The organism is Thermogutta terrifontis (assembly GCF_002277955.1).
GTDB lineage: Bacteria > Planctomycetota > Planctomycetia > Pirellulales > Thermoguttaceae > Thermogutta > Thermogutta terrifontis.
Map to the genome: position 1 here is coordinate 241316 of NZ_CP018477.1, position 18262 is coordinate 259577.

An 18262-nucleotide genomic window follows, 5' to 3' on the forward strand; every position below is an offset into this window, starting at 1 on the left:
TCCACCGCTCAGAAATAGGCTTTATTGTCAGCGCCGAAAGAAGCAAAGACAAGAACATTCGGCGCCCCCACTCAAGCTGGCCCCGAAGAATCCCAGCATGTTGGAAGATTGCTTACCTGCACAATAAAAATCCGCGCCGGTTTTGACTAGCTTCGCGGCGTGTTCTTTGGATGACTACCGCTGGATGGCGGGATCAGGCTGGGGCGAAAGCCCGGGTTGAACTTCCACGGCATCCATGGTGAGCACCTCACCCTGGCCACTGCGAAGCGGCTGCGGTTCGTTCGGTTGGGCGTGCCAGGGATACTCAAAAAGGTGCCGGTAATTGTAAGGACTGCGATAGTAATATCCGTGGAAAGCGGGATAGCGGTGGATCGTCCGCGGATTGCCCGGATAACAGCCGAACCGCGGCTGGTAGCAGGTTTGCGGCATTGGGCCAAACCAATCCACAATCCAACCGTGACCCGTCGCTGTCGGGCGATGGCCAATAGGCTTCCCGACCTCGATAGGAGATATCTCGGGGACGGTTTCGACGACGACCGTTTCGTTGGGCGGAAGAGGGGCCGCCTGCGATCCTCCCATGGACTCTTGAGATGCCCCCCCACTGAGAATGGAAAATGCCAGGGCGATAACCCACGTATTCATGAAACAGTCCTCATCTTTCTGGTTTGCAACTGGTTGTTGTGTTTCAGAAGCCTCAGGTTGATCGGTTGGCGATGGCTTCGTCCCGCAGATCGAGCGGAGCGCAACATCCTTAACATCCTATCGGGAATCCAGCCCGGGGAAATCGCGGCAGGTTTGCTTCATCCGGCAAAACTTGCCCAATTTGTTCGGCGCCCTCGAGCTTTTTGTCGGATTGAGCTTGAGTATATCCGGCTTTCAACTAAAATGGGCAAGATAGATAAAGAGGATAAACGTATCTGTTTCGCTTGGAAAACGTTCGACGCTCGAGGGAATCGTGGGGCTGTGACAAGGTGGACCTCGTCGGTGTTCCTCTCGTCTTCAACCGACCCCATGATTTCAGCACCCTTGGCCCGTTGTCACGTTGGTTTCCTTTGGTTTGGCGATGTCTATGATGTACCGACCGTCTCTTCTCGTTGTGAGCGGTGACCGCGAATTCATCAGTCAGCTGGAGTCGGCGCTTGCTTGGCGATTCGCCGTGATGCCGGTGGCCAAGATGAGTGATGTTTCCGGAGTCCACAGCGGACCGGAATGTATCGCCGTGGTGCTGCACGTTCACCATCCGGTGATTAACGGCTATTCGGTGAGCGAGTTATCGAAACAGATTCAGCAACTGGCCACGGTGGCGCCGGTTGTGGCGGTGTTTGATCGCGAGGTGCAAGATGCGATCGCGGAGTGCACGCAGCCGTTTTGCCGCAGTATTTTGGACCGCCGGAAAGGTGTGGACGAACTCGTGCGGACGCTGGCCGCCGCTTCCCCCCTGGAGTGGGATCTGGCCGACTTTTATCTCCATCGGCCGCACGCAGTCCTGGCGGGAAAAACCCGCTGCTGGACTACGTTCACACCGGCCGTCTTCCCTATGGTGGAGGAGCTGCGGGTGGCAGCCGCGCATGACGTCACGCTGCTTCTCATAGGCGAAACAGGGGCGGGCAAAACGTTTCTGGCGCGGACGATTCATGAGCTATCCCCGCGGGCGGGAAAGCGTTTTCTCACTGTAGCCTGCGGGGCTTTGCCTCCGGATCTCATCGAAAGTGAACTTTTCGGATATGTTAAAGGTGCTTTCACGGGAGCTGATGTTGACAAACCGGGCAAATTCGCCGCGGCTGAGGACGGAACGCTTCTTTTGGACGAAATCGATGTCCTGGCTCCCGATCAGCAGGCAAAACTCCTCCGCGTCATTGAAACCGGCGAATATGAACCTGTGGGGAGCAACGAGACCCGAATTTCTCGTGCCCGACTTATCGTGGCTTCCAACGTGGATCTGGCCCAACTGGTAGAACAGGGAAAGTTTCGGCGGGACCTGTATTACCGTCTGAACATGCTCAGCTTTTTCATCCCGCCACTTCGGGAACGGCCGTTCGACGTGGAGTACCTGGCGCGGAAATTCGCGATTCAGCAAGCGCGGTCGCTGGGAATCCCGCTCCGCGGTATAGAACCGGCTTTTCTGGCTGCTTTGCGTAATTACTCCTGGCCGGGCAACGTGCGAGAACTCGAGAATATTATTCGACGGGCGGTCCTCTACTGCCGGGATGGGGTGCTCCGGGTCAACGATTTGCCGAGCATGCTTCGGCCTCAGAGTTTCCACGAACTTCCGGTGACCGTTCCCGATATTCCGGTAAGGTGGACCCTGGAAAAGCGTCTCGAAGAGGCGGAACGTCAGATTCTGGAGGAAACGCTTCGCCGACACGGCTATCGGCGAATCGAAACAGCCCGCGAACTCGGCATCAGTCGGATCACTCTGTATCACAAAATGAAGAAGTATGGATTACTCCGGCGGATTCCTGAGAATTCGGTCACGGCTGCTGACTGAGTGCTTGAGGTGTTTGCATCGGTTGTGGTGACCGCGAACGCGGGCAAAGGGGCCGGGCTTTTCTCACCCTGGAAGTATCACGCTAATAGACAGGCCAGGAGAGCGACAAGGCGAGGCCCAAAGATAATCAGTCCGATCACGGCGGAGCCGATGGAGGCCACCAGGACTGCGGCACTTGCTACGTTGAGCGCGGTTTCGATATACCGGTCATACTCCTGGGTAATGGCGGGTGCCAGCCACTCCAGAGCGCTGTTGAAGAGCTCGGCACTCATTACCACCGTGATACTAAGGATGAGGATACACCATTCCGTCTCCCGCACCCGAAAAAGAGCCGCCACCAGAATGACCGTGATAGCCACGGCAAAATGCACCGCGAAGCTACTTTGGCCGACGATGCCGTACCAGAGACCTCGAAAGGCCGCGGAGAATTTTTCCCACCATGAGCGACGTTGTTTTACCGGCGGACGTGCCATAGGTCGAATTTCCTTTTCAAAAAAAGCGTCAACCGGAGGCCGAGATTCCACATCCTTCAGGAAGATGCGAAGCGTTTGGTGGCCTTGATTGTCCAGGGTCCATCGATTGTGAATCCTGTATGGTGTGGTGCCCTCTGGACAGTGGGCACTTCCATGTTGACGCCTCTTTCTTACTGTAGCTCATCTCCCACGGTATCGAATATGTCAAATTGAGAGGATGGAGCGGCTGTAAGGTCTATTGGTGAAGACTGAGCGGTGATTTGTTTTGCGTTACAATGGGACGATGGCCTGTAGTGGCAAAGACCGATGGCACACGGTCTGCGATGAAGACTGCCGACAAGGTTGGAATCGGGATGCAGTCGTCAGCTTTGCCGGGCATAATCAAACTGCCGGTAGTGGTTGGGGGGCGGGGGCATTCGATTAGTGAATACTTACGGAATCGCGCACTGTGATTTACAAAAAGGGGGCCGGGTGATTTCGGACGAACGTGTTCGCCCGGTGGAAAAAGATCATGGCCGTTGAAGACATTGTTCGTAGAATTCATGAAACCCCCTGGCAGACGGTTCTGGTGGCGGCGGGAGGGGGTTCGCAGGCGATTGCCGATCTGCTGAAAGTTCCGGGGGCCTCGCGAACCGTCCTCGAGGCGCGCATTCCATACTCTCCCGCTTCGCTGCAGGATTGGTTAGGCGGTCCGCCCGAACATGCGTGTTCGGAGGGCACCGCGCGGGCCATGGCGATGGCGGCATTTCTTCGGGCCCGTGAGCTGTGTCTTTCCGAGCATCCGGAGGGCGGTAACAACGTGCTGGTGGCCGGGGTCTCCTGCACGGCGTCCCTGGCAACGGATCGGCCTAAAAAGGGTCCCCACCGCATTCACGTGGCGGTCCAGCGAGTCGAATTTACGCGGAGTTATTCACTGGTCCTCAACAAAGGGGCACGGTCGCGGGGGGAAGAGGAAGAGGTGGCCCGTCGGCTGTTTCTCCAGGGCATCGCCGCAGCGTGTGATGTCCAGTTCAATGAAGAGATTCCGCTCCTGACCGGGGAGTCGATCGAACATCGCCAGGCCGAGGCACCACCCGCCTGGGGGTCGCTGTTGCTGGGCGAAGTGGATGCCGTTTCGGTGGGCGTGCCCCACGATTGGGAAAAGGGCCGTCCGCCGCTCATATTTCCCGGAGCCTTCAATCCGCTCCATGAGGGGCATCTCCGGATGGCGCGACTGGCCGAGGCCCGGCTGGGACGCCCCGTCGAATTTGAAATCTCGATACTGAATGTGGATAAGCCGCCCCTGGATTACGTGGAAATGAAGCATCGGGTGGAGCAGTTCTCTCTTCAGGAGCGCGTTTGGCTTACCCGGTTGCCCACTTTTTTGGAGAAAGCACGGCGGTTTCCCGGCTGCACATTTGTGGTGGGGATCGACACTCTTCTGAGGATTGCCGATCCACGTTATTACAGGCATGAACCGGGCCTGCGCGATCGGGCAATCGCGGAGATTTCTCAACTGGGGTGCCGGTTTCTGGTATTCGGACGGGTTGTGCAGGGACGGTTCGTCACTCTTGATGAGGTCGACATCCCGCCGCAACTGCGTGCCTTGTGCGAGGGTCTCCGCGAATCCGAATTCCGCCACGACATCTCATCTACCGAAATTCGCAGGACAGGCCAGAATCCAACGCAAATTCCCGGTGTTTAAACACGCGTTGATGTATTTCTCCGGTTTGAAGGAACGGCGAAAAGGACAGCGTTTCACGTCAGCCCAAGCAAGTTTGTTGGGGAACCAGTCCGGGCGATTGAATGGGCGCCGTTCGACGCGTGAGCCATCCCCACTTTTGTAAAACTCTGAGATGCCGGGGGTGCAACGTGTCGTCGGGGCCATTCATGAATTGCCCCGACCGAAACGCGAGCGAATTGGGGTGGATCATCCAAGTTTGACAGGCGGACGTGACAAGCACGTCCCTCCGAATACGGACCCGACAAGCGGGTCCCTCCGGGCTGAGGTGAACCCGTGTGCACGTCCGCGCCGATTGCCGAGGGAAAACTGGGGAGGTATCAGGGTTCGTCGGAAATGGGCGAGGCGGGTAGCGCATGCTAAAATATCCATTTTAAGGTGGGAATCAGCGTGACTTTTGTTGTGATCAGTAATCTGCTTGGCCCAAAATGTGGGAAACCTTTGCAGGTTACCCGCGCATGTTGCTGGGGCTGCTGGGCGGGCTGCGACATTCTAATTTTTTGAAAGACAAGGCATGGCTGTTGAAAAAATCCGTGAGCCAGAAGAACACATTGTGAAAACCGTCTGGCCGTCGATTGCGGCCTTCCGTCTCGGTCGGTGGATCGGGCGGGTATGGGAACGGGCCGTAAGCAAGGGACCCTGGGCGGCCATTCTCGCCGGAGTCTTTCTCGCGCCTCTGGCAGCGGCGGCCTACTTGTGGCGTTTACGTCCCGGGGGTGCCCGGCGTTACGTGGTCACCGACCGCAGAGTGATCATCATGGAGGGCATCATTCCCAAAGAGGTGGCGGCCGTCGGATGGGACGAAGTTGATCGTATCGACGCCCAGCCGCAGCCGGGACAAGCGGCTCTGCGAGCGGCTGACGTCGTGTTCTTCAAGGGTGATCAGCCTGTCCTGGTGTTGCCAGGCGTGTCGCTGGCCGAAAACTTTGTCCGCTTGTGTCGTCGCACCCGGCAGGCGTTTCTGGATATCGAAGCTCTGCGGCAGCGGGCCGCGTCGTGACCAAAGGCGAGATCATTGACGGGCGTCCATGACCGATCATCACCAGGATAACGCCATTTCTCGTTCCGCGGCGGATACGCCGTCGGGTGGGTTTCCCCCGAAGGAGGCCATCTTGCGTGGCCTCCGGCTCTACTTCGAGGACCTCCAGCGGGCGGGTGTCCAGCACCTGCTGATGCCGGTTTCCTCGGGGGTTGTCGGAGGTTGGACAGGGGAACCTGCCGACTCGAACGCGCAGAGGGATGCGGCGACACCGTCGCCTGGGGAGACCGGCCCGTCAACGTCCGCTGACTCCGCCTCAATCCCAGCACCCGAACCGGTTTCTCCCGCCATGCCTAAAAAACAACGTGCCCGGGAAACAGCGTCCCGCAAAGAACCTCCCGCTGAATCCACAGCGGTGCCGGGAGCGGAACAACTGTCGCTTTTGAGGGGGACTGGGCAGGGATGGCAGAGTGTGCGTTTGCCGGAGGGCAAGTCCCGTGAGGAAATCCTGGCCGAGTTAGCCCGACAGGTTGCTCAGTGTGTCCGCTGCCCCGCACTGGTGGCCAACCGTACGCAGACCGTGTTTGGGGTGGGCAATCCCTACGCGGAGCTGGTGTTTATCGGAGAAGCCCCGGGCTACGACGAAGATGTTCAGGGCTTTCCGTTTGTCGGCCGGGCAGGGCAACTTCTGACGGCAATGATTACAAATGGGATGGGCATGCGTCGGGAGGATGTGTATATCTGCAACATTCTTCGCTGTCGGCCGCCCAATAACCGCACGCCGACCCGCGAAGAGGCGGCTAACTGCCGTCCCTGGTTGGATGCGACCCTGGCGGTCATTCAGCCCAAATTTATCTGCTGCTTGGGTAATGTGGCCGCGCAGAACCTGCTGGGCACTGACCTGACCATCGGACGCTTGCGGGGAAAAGTATGGGAGTATAACGGGGCAAAGGTGATCTGCACCTATCACCCGGCTTTTCTTCTCCGCAATCCGGCGATGAAGCGGGAAGCCTGGGAGGACCTGAAATTGCTCCTCCAGGTGATGGGGCGCCCTATTCCCCGTCGCGCCACCCCCGAGACCTGATGAGAGGGACCGCCAGATGACGCGGGATGACCCGTCGCTGCGATCGCTGGGAGGGAAATCACTTTCCCGCGCGGTGCAGCGGGGAAGCACCGCCATCTTTCTCGCCCAGCTCGTTTCCCAGATTCTTTCTCTGGTCGCGCTTGGGATTCTTTTGCGAAGGCTGGGCCTGGAACCGTATGGCTTGCTGGGTATGGTGTTACCGCTTTTGGCATTTGTTCGAATCTTTGTGTATTCCGGCCTGGATGTGGCGGCCATCCAGCACACGGAGCTCAGCGACGAGCAGGCCTCGGCGCTTTTCTGGACGCAGCAAATCCTGGGTATTGCGGGGGCCATCTTCATCGCCTGTGCCGCACCGTGGATTGCCCGATTCTACGGTCGGCCCGAGTTGCTCACATTAACGCTGGCCCTGTCGGGAACCACGCTGGCCACCACTCTCGGCGCCCAGCACCAGGCCATGCTCCAGCGAAAGATGGCTTTACCCACACTGTCCGCAATTCGTGTCCTTTCCCAGTTGGTGGGCGCTGGAGTCGCCGTGGTGGCGGCTCTCCTGGGGGCGGGTGTGTGGACCCTCATCATTCAGCAATATGCGGAGCCACTGGCCAGTACCTTCCTCGCATGGGGAGTCACCGGATGGCGACCGAAATGGATCCTGCGGCGAACCGGCAGCCGCGAGCTTCTCCGCTTCGGGGGACATTACACGCTCAGCAGTCTCCTTCTCTTTCTTGTCAGTAATGTTGACAAAATCCTGGTGGGACGGTTTCTGGGAACGCAGGCCATGGCCCTTTACGGTCAGGCCTTCAATCTCGCCCAGAAGCCAGTGAGCCTGGTGGTTTCACCCCTGACGGGAATCATGCTGCCGGCGCTGGCCCATGCTCGTTCTCATCCAGAAGAGTACCGTGCCTACGCGGCAGGGTTTTTTCGGTTTCTCGCCTGGAGTATGCTCCCCTGCGGGATCGGGCTGGCGCTTGTCGGGCGGGAAACGATGATCGTGCTGGGGGGACCGCAGTGGGAGTCTGCGGGACCTGTCCTCCAGATCCTCGCCCTTCTTATTCCCGCTCAGGCCATCTTCAACGTGATGGGGAGCCTCTACTCCTCCGTCGGTCGCGCTGACCAGATGGCCCAGGCCTGCATCCCGGTGGCGGCTGTGACTTCCCTGTCCTTTTTGGTGGCGGTTCTTGCCTCCCCGGGAGAACTCAACGGGGTAATCCTCCTTGCGTGGGTGTATCTGATCGTCTTTGGTTTGCTGGTTGTGCCGGCCTACGTTGCGTGGGCGTTTCGCTGTGCAGGCCTGCCCCTGGGCTTGCTTGTGACTGCGGCCCGGCCGGCGATCGGTGGTTCCCTCCTGATGGCCGTGGCCGTCATGGCAGCCGACGTTGGCCTTCGCTATTGGGGAATCTCCTCACCCTGGATCACCTTGCCGGTGAAGATCGTCCTCGGTTGCAGCGTGTACTTCCTCGCCACGCGGAGAGAACTGCTGTACTATGCGAAAGGGGCCATCGGGGGTATTCGGCCCCTCCGTGAACAGCAGCAATCCCCATGAATTTTGCGGGAAATCGCGGGAGGCTTTTTCTGCAAGGACTTCCGGTCAGGCGAGGATCATCCAGAACCACGAGGGAAATTAAAACGGTGGAAAAGATTGGCTGCATTTCAGCCTTGCATCCAGTTTTGTGTGAAAGCGCCTATGGCTGACATTTGGTCGTTGCGGAGTACGACACTGTCGCTCGCCCGTCGGCCGCTTCTGATGGGCATTCTCAACGTCACGCCGGACAGTTTTTCGGACGGCGGACTGTACCTGGAACCGTCGGCGGCAATTGAGCGCGGCCTCCAACTGGCGGAAGAGGGGGCCGACATCATCGACGTGGGTGGAGAGAGCACCCGTCCCGGCGCTCAGCCCGTTTCGTTAAAGGAAGAACTCCGTCGCGTCCTGCCGGTCATCACAGCACTGGTGGAACGCGTGTCGGTTCCCCTCTCCATCGACACCTCCAAGGCGGTGGTGGCGAGAGAAGCTCTGGCAGCGGGCGTGCAAATCGTCAACGATGTGACCGCTCTTCGTGGCGACCCCACGATGCTGGAGGTGGTGACCGAATTTCAGCCGGGCGTCTGCTTGATGCACATGCGGGGCACGCCGCAGACCATGCAGCAGCAAGCCGTTTATCAGGATGTGGTAGAGGAAGTACGGGGATTCCTCCGGGAGCGATGCGAGGCCCTCAAAAAGGCCGGGATTCCCGAAGAGAAGCTGGCCATTGATCCGGGGCTGGGATTTGCCAAAACTCCCCAGCACAACTGGCAGATTATTGGGAGTATTCAGCGGTTTCGAGAATTGGGATATCCGCTTGTGGTGGGCCATTCCCGGAAGCGCTTCATTCGCGAGATCACAGGCGCGGAAGCTCGCAAAGTGATAGAGGGGACTTTGGGCGTTTCCCTATTGCTGGCCGCGGCAGGGGTGGACATCCTGCGGATTCATGACGTGGGAATCACCCGCCGGTTACTGGACTGGCTGTGGAAAGAGTCCAAGCCCGAGCCAGATGTCTGAGGTTCGCAGATCGCAGCCGGATTTTTTCGGAGGGGCACGCTTGTCGTGCCCGGCGACGAGGGATGGGTTATCAAATGGATGTCGGTCGGACCCGACAAGCGGGTCCCTCCGAGAAATTGTTTGGAGGGGCGCGCTTGTCGTGCCCGGTGACGGGGGAATGGATCATCGATCGGTGTTCATTGGACCTGACAAGCAGGTCCCTCCGGAATTTTTTCGGACCGGAAAAGCGGACGTGACAAGCACGTCCCACCGGGCTGAACCCCGGTCCCACGCGAGTCCGTGGAGACGCCCGCGTTTCTATCGGCGCGGGAAAAGTGCGGATGTGTCAGCATCGAAAGCGATTGACGCGGACCGAAAACGGACGTAGAGTAGCAATTGTGTCAAGCAAAATGGATAGAATTGACGTCTTGCGAAAAAACAGGTGCGCTGGTTGGGGAGCGTGCCAAGCGCTCGGTGGGGAGTATTGAGCCGAAGTGAGTCGGGGCTGATGGGGTTACCACCCGGGCTTTTCCGGCGGCCAATTCGGGAGGACACCCGTGGGCGAAGATTCATGGCCCGAGCCGGAATGCGGTGTTGGTGAAGGTAATGGTGCTGGAAGATCGCTGGGGACGCCAGATACGTTATTTGCGCCTTTCCGTCACCTCTCGGTGCGGAATGCGGTGTCTCTATTGCCGTCCTCCGGGCACGATCCTTCCCCAGGCATCCCATGCCGACACTCTGCTGACACTTGGCGAGATCCGCCAGCTTGTCGGTCATCTGGTGGCCCGGCATGGCGTGGAGAAGGTCCGCATCACGGGAGGTGAGCCCACCCTCCGGGCGGATATTGTGGAGATCGTCCGTGAGGTAGCGAGTGTTCCGGGGCTTGCTGATCTGGGGCTGACGACCAACGGTCTCCGATTGGAAGCGCTTGCGGAAAGCCTTGCGGCCGCGGGCCTCCGCCGGATCAATGTCAGTCTGGATACTCTTGATCCTGGGCGATTTCGCCAGATTACCGGAGTCGATGGTTTGGACGAAGTACTTCGTGGACTTGAGGCCGCGCGTCGGGCGGGACTTCTCCCCATTCGGGTGAACTGTGTCGTCATGCGGGGCATCAACGATGATGAATTGGACGAACTCCTTCAGTGGGGATTGGCGAACGGCTGGGAAGTCCGCTTCATCGAGCTGATGCCCATCGGACCTTTAAGTGCCCGATGGAACGAGCTGTTCGTTCCCGTCCAGGAAATGATTTCCCGGCTGACGAGTGTGCGTGAATTTCACGCTGTTTCCGAGAGGAAAGGCGTGGCGCGACTCTATGAGGTGATCCTCCAGGATGGACATACCGGCAGGGTCGGCTTCATCACGCCGATGTCGGAACACTTTTGTGGTCAGTGCGATCGCATTCGTATCACGGCAGAGGGCCGTCTCCACGCGTGTTTGATGACGGACCAACCCGTGGACTTGCTCCCCGCCTTGCGACCGAGGTTTGATTCCGCCCGCTTGGATCTGCTGATAGAACAGGCGCTCCGGCGCAAACAGCCGGTTCACCCAGGCTACGGGATGACGATGATGACTGTGCTGGGTGGGTAGCGGCACGCTGCGAAAGTGCGGTCCTTATTCCCAGCAGCAGGGATCGCGTGAGGAAGACTCGGGTGTTTCAGTACGGCGAACCTCGGGACCCCGTTGACGGCAAGGATATTCCCTGCAATCTTTCTTTTGGCAAATTGGCGAATCCAGGTTGGGAAGCGTTCCATGGACCAGGTCGATCAAATTAAACAGGGAACGTCGGGGTCGCTCCGGGTGCTTCTGTTTGGGGCCGAAGCGACTCTCCTGGGGACCAGCGAGATTTCTGTGCCGGCCGAAGAGGGGATTCGGACGGTCCGCGACTTGCGGAATTGGCTGGCCTATCGTCATGGGAAGTTGGGGCCACTCATGAACCAGATTCGGGTGGCCGTTAATCACCGATTTGCCGCCGATGATACGCCCCTTGGACCGGATGACGAGATCGCGCTCATTGGAAAGGTGTCGGGAGGATGACAGTTCGGGTAGCGATTTGTGACGGTCCACTGGCTGAGACAGCTCGCATTCAGACCACAGGCGATGACGGAGCCGTGGTGGTCTTTGAAGGGATCGTCCGCCGGCTGGAAGAGGGGCGGCCAATTTCGGGGCTGACTTACGAGGTCTACTCTCCCATGGCAGAAAACCTCCTCAAGGAGCTCGCCCAGTCATTGATCCGTGATTTCGGTGTCACGACGGTGGTCGTGGAACACAGCCGGGGATTTGTGCCGGTGGGGCAGTGCTCTTTTCGGCTTGTGGTGAGCGGGTGCCATCGACAGGAGGTATTTCGTGCCAGCCAGTGGTTTATCGATCGGCTTAAGGAAGATGTTCCCATTTGGAAAAAACCTGTCCCAGAAGACACGACGGCCGATGAGGCAGGTTGAGGGGACATTGTTCATCGCGCAGGGAAGTGATCTCCCGTTTCTGATCTGAAGAAAATCAGATTTTGGGTACCGACATCGAGGCGAATGAAAGACGACCTATGAGCACCAACAGGGAACGAACAGACACAGCGAGTCCGGGGGAGACGGTAGCGCGGTGGGCCGATTCACTTTCTCCCGTCGAGGCTGAAGAAGTGGAACTTTCTGAGGCAGTGGGACGTGTGCTGGCGGTGCCGCTGGTCGCCGATCGCGATAGCCCGCCGCTCGATGTCAGCGCCATGGACGGTTATGCCGTACGTTGGGAGGACCTGCAGAATCGTCCGGCTGTGTTGCCGGTGATCGGCGAGGCGCGGATCGGTCAGCCCCCGTTAGAGCTTGCGCCGCACTCCGCGATTCGAATCGTGACCGGCGCGCCCGTCCCCAAAGGAGCGGATACGGTGCTTCGTCGCGAGTGGGTCCGGGAACACGGGACGCACATTGAGGTTCCCGCCGAACTGGGCGTTTCGCGGGGACAGGACATCCGGTTTCAGGGAGAGAACATCTCCGCTGGGCAAACCGTGGTCCCGGAAGGAACGCTCGTGACGGCACCCATTCTGGGGGCGTGCGCGGGCTTCGGGCACAGCCGGGTGCGGGTGTTTCGGCGGGTCAGAGTGGCCCTCTTGGTCACCGGGAATGAGCTGGTGGCCGTCGATGACACAGTCCAACCGTGGCAGCTTCACGACAGCAATTCGTGGTCGCTGCGGGGATTGCTGAGCATGGTGCCTTTCCTGGAATTGCGGCTGCTCCAGCATATCCCGGACGATTTGGACCAAATGGTCGCGGCCCTGACGGGAGCCCTCGATCAGGTGGATTTGGTGTTGATGACGGGCGGCGTTTCGATGGGAGATACGGACTTCGTTCGGCCCGCGCTGGAAAAAATTGGCGCGACGATTGTCTTCCACAAGTTGCCCATCCGTCCCGGAAAACCTCTCCTGGGGGCGATGTGCCACGACAGGCCGGTGATGGGGCTTCCCGGCAACCCCGTCTCCGTTTTGGTCACCGCCTGTCGCTTCGCCGGCATGGTGCTGCGACGTTTGGGTGGGATTTCCCGCTGGCAGCCGCGTCCCACCCTGGTGGAGGTGAATGATCCCGAGGTGAGCAACCCCACGCTGTGGCTGTATCGGCCGGTACGCCTTGTGGAACAGGCCGTCGCGGAATTCCTGCCGACGCGGGGCTCGGGAGACCTTGTGTCTGCTGCCAGGTCTGATGGCTTTGTGGAAATTCCGCCGAATACGGTAGGAACAGGTCTTCGCCATTATTTTCCCTGGAGCCTGCTATGACCGGTGACTCGTCGGTTCAGAGAGAGAATCTTGAATCGCAGAAGAGGCCAAGCCACTGGGCGGACGGCCGGGCGAACATGGTCAACGTGAGCCACAAGCCCGAGTCCCTTCGTCGCGCCTTGGCTGAGGCCCGCGTCCGTGTTTCGCCGGAGCTTGCCGCAATCATTCAGTCGCAGTCGCTGTTCAAGGGCGACCTGTTCACCGTCGCGTCGCTCGCTGGGATTCAAGCCGCCAAACGTACCGGCGAATTGATCCCGCTCTGTCACAACCTCCCCCTGGACTGGGTCGATGTCCGGGTGGAACTTCGGGACCTGACTGTGGTCATCGAAGCAGAAGTCCACACGACGGGTCGCACGGGAGTGGAAATGGAGGCGCTCACGGCCGCCGCGGTGGCGGCCCTCGCCGTCATTGACATGGGCAAGAGTGTGGACCGGGGAATGGTCATCGAATCCGTGCGGCTTCTGGAAAAGAGTGGGGGCCAGCACGGGGACTACCGGGCACCCGATCGACGGGAAGAAGACGCAAAATGATCACGCCGTTTCGCGTTGCCGTCCTCACCTGCAGTGATCGTTGTTCTCGGGGTGAAAGCGAGGATCGCAGCGGTCCCGCCCTGGTGCAGTTTGTTCGAGAGAAGTGGTCGGCGGAAGTCCTCGCGGCGGCCTGTCTCCCGGATGACGCTGATCTGATCTGCCGACAGATTTTAACCTGGGCCGAAGGCGCACCACCCCCGGACCTCATTCTGACCACGGGGGGAACCGGCCTTGGGCCGCGGGATGTCACACCTGAAGCGACTCGCCGCATCCTGGATCGTCCCTGGCCGGCCATCCTGGAACTTGCCCGACTGCGCTGCCTTCCGCAAACGCCTCTGGCCTATTTATCGCGGGGGGAGGCCGGTGTGGTCCGACGATCTCTGGTGATTAACCTTCCCGGTTCTCCCCGGGGCGCGCTCGAGACCCTTGCCGCCATTGCCGATGTTATTCCCCATGCCATTGCCATGCTTCACGGTGAAGGGCATGAACAACGCGCCCACGGCGATCCTCGGTAAGTTTCACGAAGGTACGGCCGGATTGTGAATATTTATGGTCGATCGAATTCCCGTCTATATTCTGGCCGGTGGTAAGAGCAGGCGATTCGGCAGTGATAAAGCCCTGGCGACTCTCGCTGGTGAGCCTCTCCTGGTTCGGCTGGCGCGAATGGTGACACCGTTTGCAACTTCAGTGACCGTGGTGGCTGACAGGCCGGGCAAGTATTCCTCGCTGGGACTGCGGACGATCGGGGATCTATCTCCCGGTCAAGGGCCGTTGGGCGGTCTGATCACCGCCCTGGATGATCTCCGCGAACCCTGGATGCTTCTGTTGTCGTGCGACCTGGTGCTTGTGAAGGCCTCGTGGATTGACCGACTGATGAGCGCGCGTCGCGCCAACTCGCTTGCCGTGGCTTTTCACCACGACGTATGGGAGCCGCTCTGCGCACTTTATTCCCGGGATATTCGTCCTCGTGTGCAGGAGGCAATAACGGCCGGGCGTTGGAGTCTTCAAGAACTCCTCGCGGCGGTGCCCGCGGTGTCGGTGGCCCTTCCGCCAGATTGGCCGCCGATCGTGCAAATCAACACGCCGGACGATTTCCGCCGCGCTGAAGAGTGGTTGAAGATGGCGCGCCAACCGGAAGCGTGAGTCTCGGGCAGTCTTTGTGTTTTATCTATCTTGCCTTGTTCCCCGTCCCCGCCGTCTCGCTCGTTCCCACGTTCTTTCTAAAGGGGACGCGGACCCCACCATGGGTTCGGGAGATTCAACCCGGCGGGACCTGCTCATCAGGTCCACTTTCGGAGGGACCCGCTTGTCGGGTCCGATGAACACCGACTGATGACCCATTCCCCTTCACCGGGCACGACAAGCGTGCCCCTCCGAGAAAATCCCGGAGGGACCTGCTTGTCAGGTCCGATGAACACCGATCATTGATCCATTCCCCGGTCACCGGGCACGACAGGCGTGCCCCTCCGAAAAAATTCCGGAGGGACCTGCTTGTCAGGTCCGCATGTTAACCTTGGATGATCGCCCCCAATTCACTCGCATTCTGGTAGAGGCAAATCATGTACGGGCAATTCATGAATTGCCCCTACAACGCATTGTGCCGTTACACGTAGCTGCTCTTTAAAAAGTGGGGAGGCGTCAGCCCTGCAGTGGGTTGAGAAAAACGACAGAGCAGCTCGCCGCATATCCCGCTCTTCATATCCTTCATATCGTTCGGCATTGAGACTACTACGAGACTGTTATTAGCAACATAGTCACATTTAATTTCCCTGCCGGTATCTATGAAATTTTTTGTTATGGACATCGCGACCACAGCGTAAAAGACGGATGGAAAACAACAAGTTCCCACGAAGAGTCGCAAGAACGTGGAGTCGCGTATGACACTCGGCCATCTCACAAACCGTTTCGTGCGTTTGGGGCTGCTTGTCGCTGTTTTGATCGGGGCAATCCATCAGAAGGCCAACGCGCAGGCTGTCGCAGTGGCCCCATCGGTGGAAGTCACGTCACCGCTCGATTTGGATCTGCCGGCTGTCATCCACAACATTCCTTCTCTCACCGATCGCCGTGAAGACTGGATCCGTGCCACTTTGGAACAACGCAACCCCATTGCAGAAGAGATCGGCGAAGAAGGTGCTCGCGCCTATGCGAAAAGCAGGGGTTATGAGCCGATTTTCGATGGCGTCGGACGAACCATCCCTCAAGGTCTGGACCAGGTCTATCGTGATCCCAGGACGGGTGAAATCGTGGTCATCGAGGCCAAAGGCGGGACGTCTCCGTTGGGTCGGGCATATGGCTATGAGCAGGGCACCGGTCAATGGGCTGTCAAGTCGGCCGAGCGAATGGCCATCAATCCCAAAGCATCAGCGGTTGAGCGGAAGGCCGCGGAAGAGGTACTCAAGGCAGGTTTGAATAATAACCTTCGCGTTGAGGTGGTCCGCACCGAGCACGTGCTGGGCCGACCTGGTCGGGTGATCCTGGAGTCCGTGCACAGGAACTCGGAATGTGCTGAAGAGGTCCGTGCGCTGGCACAGGCGGCCATGGAGCGTTTGCGCCTGACAGGACCCACGGTTGAGGAACTTCCGCGGCGGACAATGGTTTCTCGTGAGAACTCAGAAAAAGTGGGCAGTGTCGCCCGGGGCATGGAAACGCTGACCAAGGCGCTCCCGGAGGCCGGTGAAGAGATTAAGCAGGCTGGTCGCGTGGGGCGAGGTGCGGTGGCGGCTGAGGAAGGGGCCCTGCAAGCGACACGCGGAACTGCCCGGGCAGCGGAAGCCGTGGAAGTGGCGGCGACGGCCTCCAAGGCAGAACGTGCGATGACGGGCCTGGGAAAGGCGGCCAAGGTGGCGGGGCCTGTGGCGGTGGCGGTGGACGTGGGAGTCAGGATTTACCGTTCGCACGAAGTGGAAGAAGCCTATCAGAAGGGCGAAATCACCCGAGAGCAACGCAACCTGGAGCACGCCAAAAATGTGACAGGTTGCGTGGGCGGCTGGGCTGGTGCGTTGGCCGGTGCCGAAGCAGGAGGGAGCATTGGGGCCGCTATCGGCACGGCAATCTGCCCCGGAGTGGGAACCGTCATCGGTGGTGCAGTCGGCGGAATCGCCGGGGCCATCGGGGGTTACTGGGCTGGTGAAAAGGCGGCCGAGGCCGGTACGGAAGCGGTCCTTGGCTCTTCAACAACCTCACGTTAAGGATCATACATGCCATGGAACCAAATGGGATTGACTTGCTTTTTGCTCTGCTTTGGGTCGCCGTGATCTTTTTCAGCAACGATGTTTTGGGACTTCTCGTTGGTTGTATCTTTCTCTACTTTCTGGAATGGGTGACACGGCGCTGACTCATCCCCACACTTTTTATACCGACGCGGACCTCCACATCGGTTCGGGTAGGAGCGAGATTCAACCCGGAGGGACCTGCTTGTCGGGTCCGATGAACACCGACTGATGACCCATTCCCCTTCACCGGGCACGACAGGCGTGCCCCTCCGATCCGGCGGTACGGCCAATTCATGACTTGCCCCTACAACACTGTGCCGTGGCACGTCGCCGGTCTTTGCAAAAAAGTGGGGAGGGGGCAGGCTACCGCGTACTTGACGAGGTCTTTGCGAACGTTATATTGAAGGCGGCACTTTTCAGGATGGCCACACTCGGCGGTAAAACTGCCCATTGAAATATGATTCATGCGAAGGATCATTTGCACCAAGGGGACGTCTATTTTGACCAACAGAAGCGGGCAGCCGGATTTGTCCGCGGGAATAAACTGTCTATCGCCCTGCGGTACTCATCTCATGCAGAGTATGAGCAGGACTCGCCAAGCCGCACGGTGGCAGAGTTCGACGAGAGGTTGCGGGAATTCTTTCCCTGGACGCCTCCCACTAAAAAATCCACACCAAATATGAAGATGCCAGACGAATGGGAGGAATTAACGGCTATCAATGCGGACCTGCCCAAGCGTGTCGCTGCCCTTGAAGAAATTATTCGTCAGTATGAGCAGCAGGAAGCCGAGACGTTATTACAAATGCAGTATTTGCAGGACCAAGTAGCGGAATTAACGAGACACATCGAGCAGTGGCATGTAAAAGCAGAAGATTTAATCCGAGAACAAAAGTACTGGAAACGAATAATCGCAGCCTCCAGCAGGAAATGGAAAAGCTGGGGCAGGCATTCGCGGAAGCCAAACGGCGCTGGTGGCGAAAGCTCTTAGGCCTGCCTGCTTGTTAGCCACAGGCATTAAGACTCGTAATAAATAAAAGAGCAGCGTTGATCACAGTCGTGCATGGATGAATCAGTTATAGAAAGGATCTTTTATGCCGGGATTATGGATTCTCAATTTCAGTCACCCTTTGACACCGGAACAGAAGAAGCAAATTCGTGCGCTCACGGGTCAGCGGATCAGCAAGGTGATTGATCTGAAATGTCAGTTCGATCCACAGCAGCCGTTTGTTGACCAGATGCGCGCGTTGCTGGACCAAATTGAACTCACGTATGAACAATGGCAAACCTTGCCCATCGTGGTGAATCCGCCCTCTTTCGCTCCCATCGCCTGCCTGTTTCTGGCGGAGCTGCATGGAAGGGTGGGGCATTTTCCGGCCATCATGCGTCTGCGCCCCACGAGCGACGTTCCGCCCCAGTTTGAAGTGGCGGAAATCATCAACCTGCAACAGGTGCGCGATCAGGCCAGGGAACGACGCATGAAAGAGACCGCCAGTTGAGTGGCGACGGCTTG

The 18262-nt window shown here is 58.8% G+C and carries 19 protein-coding genes; 17 read left to right on the forward strand and 2 right to left on the reverse strand.

Annotated features, from left to right (window positions below):
- Nucleotides 1–174: 174 nt before the first annotated feature.
- Nucleotides 175–642: a hypothetical protein gene (locus tag THTE_RS00895; protein ID WP_095413656.1), complete on the reverse strand. Its 468-nt coding sequence runs from the start codon at nt 640–642 to the stop codon at nt 175–177.
- Nucleotides 643–1069: 427 nt separating this feature from the next.
- Here THTE_RS00895 and THTE_RS00900 point away from each other — a divergent pair, with 427 nt between their 5' ends.
- Nucleotides 1070–2488 carry a sigma-54 interaction domain-containing protein gene (locus THTE_RS00900; RefSeq protein WP_168175765.1) on the forward strand — a complete coding sequence of 473 codons (1419 nt, stop codon included), beginning with the start codon at nt 1070–1072 and terminating at the stop codon, nt 2486–2488.
- A gap of 77 nt (nt 2489–2565) precedes the next feature.
- Here THTE_RS00900 and THTE_RS00905 read toward each other — a convergent pair whose 3' ends face one another.
- Nucleotides 2566–2961, reverse strand: coding sequence for a diacylglycerol kinase family protein (locus THTE_RS00905; RefSeq protein ID WP_095413658.1), 396 nt, complete (start codon nt 2959–2961; stop codon nt 2566–2568).
- 511 nt (nt 2962–3472) lie between these two features.
- Between THTE_RS00905 and THTE_RS00910 the strand changes: the two genes are divergently transcribed.
- From THTE_RS00910 to csx15, 16 genes are all read left to right on the forward strand, one after another.
- Nucleotides 3473–4645, forward strand: coding sequence for a hypothetical protein (locus tag THTE_RS00910; RefSeq protein WP_095413659.1), 1173 nt, complete (start codon nt 3473–3475; stop codon nt 4643–4645).
- Between the two features lie 550 nt (nt 4646–5195).
- Nucleotides 5196–5681, forward strand: coding sequence for a PH domain-containing protein (locus tag THTE_RS00915; RefSeq protein ID WP_095413660.1), 486 nt, complete (start codon nt 5196–5198; stop codon nt 5679–5681).
- Nucleotides 5682–5709: 28 nt separating this feature from the next.
- Nucleotides 5710–6744 (forward strand): uracil-DNA glycosylase, encoded by a 1035-nt coding sequence (locus THTE_RS00920; protein ID WP_095413661.1) that lies wholly within the window; start codon nt 5710–5712, stop codon nt 6742–6744.
- Between the two features lie 16 nt (nt 6745–6760).
- Nucleotides 6761–8284 carry an oligosaccharide flippase family protein gene (locus tag THTE_RS00925; RefSeq protein WP_095413662.1) on the forward strand — a complete coding sequence of 508 codons (1524 nt, stop codon included), beginning with the start codon at nt 6761–6763 and terminating at the stop codon, nt 8282–8284.
- A gap of 141 nt (nt 8285–8425) precedes the next feature.
- Complete coding sequence (folP, locus tag THTE_RS00930; protein ID WP_237260176.1) at nt 8426–9277, forward strand: dihydropteroate synthase; 852 nt, start codon at nt 8426–8428, stop codon at nt 9275–9277.
- 576 nt (nt 9278–9853) lie between these two features.
- Nucleotides 9854–10843 carry a GTP 3',8-cyclase MoaA gene (gene moaA / locus THTE_RS00940; RefSeq protein ID WP_237260244.1) on the forward strand — a complete coding sequence of 330 codons (990 nt, stop codon included), beginning with the start codon at nt 9854–9856 and terminating at the stop codon, nt 10841–10843.
- A gap of 162 nt (nt 10844–11005) precedes the next feature.
- Entirely contained in the window at nt 11006–11290 is a 285-nt protein-coding gene (locus THTE_RS00945; protein ID WP_095413666.1) for a MoaD/ThiS family protein, read from the forward strand.
- Nucleotides 11287–11694 carry a molybdenum cofactor biosynthesis protein MoaE gene (locus THTE_RS00950; RefSeq protein ID WP_095413667.1) on the forward strand — a complete coding sequence of 136 codons (408 nt, stop codon included), beginning with the start codon at nt 11287–11289 and terminating at the stop codon, nt 11692–11694. The genes THTE_RS00945 and THTE_RS00950 overlap by 4 nt, the downstream gene beginning before the upstream one ends.
- A gap of 98 nt (nt 11695–11792) precedes the next feature.
- Nucleotides 11793–13010 carry a molybdopterin molybdotransferase MoeA gene (locus THTE_RS00955; RefSeq protein WP_095413668.1) on the forward strand — a complete coding sequence of 406 codons (1218 nt, stop codon included), beginning with the start codon at nt 11793–11795 and terminating at the stop codon, nt 13008–13010.
- The gene (gene moaC / locus THTE_RS00960) at nt 13007–13540 is read left to right on the forward strand and encodes a cyclic pyranopterin monophosphate synthase MoaC (RefSeq protein ID WP_095413669.1); all 534 of its coding nucleotides are present in this window, start codon (nt 13007–13009) and stop codon (nt 13538–13540) included. Before THTE_RS00955 ends, moaC begins: the two co-directional genes overlap by 4 nt.
- Nucleotides 13537–14055, forward strand: coding sequence for a MogA/MoaB family molybdenum cofactor biosynthesis protein (locus tag THTE_RS00965; protein WP_095413670.1), 519 nt, complete (start codon nt 13537–13539; stop codon nt 14053–14055). Before moaC ends, THTE_RS00965 begins: the two co-directional genes overlap by 4 nt.
- Nucleotides 14056–14089: 34 nt before the next feature.
- Nucleotides 14090–14683: a molybdenum cofactor guanylyltransferase gene (gene mobA / locus THTE_RS00970; protein ID WP_095413671.1), complete on the forward strand. Its 594-nt coding sequence runs from the start codon at nt 14090–14092 to the stop codon at nt 14681–14683.
- Nucleotides 14684–15417: 734 nt separating this feature from the next.
- Complete coding sequence (locus THTE_RS18250; RefSeq protein ID WP_207651749.1) at nt 15418–16728, forward strand: hypothetical protein; 1311 nt, start codon at nt 15418–15420, stop codon at nt 16726–16728.
- 14 nt (nt 16729–16742) lie between these two features.
- Nucleotides 16743–16874, forward strand: coding sequence for a hypothetical protein (locus THTE_RS18505; RefSeq protein ID WP_257789935.1), 132 nt, complete (start codon nt 16743–16745; stop codon nt 16872–16874).
- A gap of 335 nt (nt 16875–17209) precedes the next feature.
- Nucleotides 17210–17740 carry a hypothetical protein gene (locus tag THTE_RS00980; RefSeq protein ID WP_095413672.1) on the forward strand — a complete coding sequence of 177 codons (531 nt, stop codon included), beginning with the start codon at nt 17210–17212 and terminating at the stop codon, nt 17738–17740.
- 103 nt (nt 17741–17843) lie between these two features.
- Nucleotides 17844–18248 (forward strand): CRISPR-associated protein Csx15, encoded by a 405-nt coding sequence (gene csx15 / locus THTE_RS00985; RefSeq protein WP_095413673.1) that lies wholly within the window; start codon nt 17844–17846, stop codon nt 18246–18248.
- The last annotated feature ends 14 nt before the right edge of the window (nt 18249–18262 follow it).